This is a genomic window from Bacillus sp. OTU530 (assembly GCF_038440375.1).
In genome coordinates this window covers 1-793 of sequence record NZ_JASATP010000131.1, presented here as the reverse complement: position 1 = coordinate 793, position 793 = coordinate 1, and the positions used below count along the sequence as shown (strand labels likewise).

The 793-nt window shown below is 32.4% G+C and carries 1 pseudogene; it reads right to left on the bottom strand.

The window, feature by feature from the left end:
• Window positions 1–197: 197 nt before the first annotated feature.
• A pseudogene (locus AAHB12_RS31165) lies at window positions 198–356 on the bottom strand (IS6 family transposase); the annotation flags it as partial.
• Window positions 357–793 lie beyond the last annotated feature (437 nt).

The following is a 793-nucleotide window of genomic DNA, read 5'->3' as shown; positions in this document are numbered from 1 at the left end:
TTCAAAATGACAGGTAAAGATTTAACATGTAAGAAAATCATCACAGTCGCCTGTGGCACTTATCGATAATACAACAAACCACTTCTATTTGTGAATACCTTTTTTAAATTTTTTTAGTGTTGATAAAAAATTCCAGGTTCTGGTGCAAATACAATGAAAGTTTAAAAAAATGAATAGGTTCCTTTCGGAATCCTACCTTATGCTGTAAGTCCAAACAATTGATGTATAAATTCCTTATGGTTTTTGACAGACTTCTCCCGTAAGAAAACTTGCTTCTTTTGAAGCATATGCATCGCTTCCATACCACTCAATATCCTTTTGGCAGTTCGAAACGATTTCAATCCTAGCATGGACTGTTTGCGGAACAATCTTGTTATAAAAGAAACAACTTTGTTGTCATTCAACAGTACTCTGGTGTTAATATGTAGCGACAAATAATTTATGAAAGAAATACGACAAGGAAAAGAGAAGGTCATTTTATCGTTTTGGGATGCTGCAAAAATTTTAGCTTGATGGCTATACGGCACTACCCCTATTTTAAAAAGTCCATAAAGTTGAATTTTGCAACGAATTCTTGTTTCTCTTACAAATATCGAAATTGATATTAGAATATTCAGAAAAAATATGGTATAATAGAAAAAAGGACAAGGAGTTGATTTCTTGATGGAAAATAATTTACTTAGTGTATCAAAACAATCTGAAGTAGAAGTCCTGGATTCTGTATATGCTAAAATGGTGTTAGACAAAGCTCTTCGTGATTTTCGAAAAAAGCAAATCCAAAAAGAAATCGACC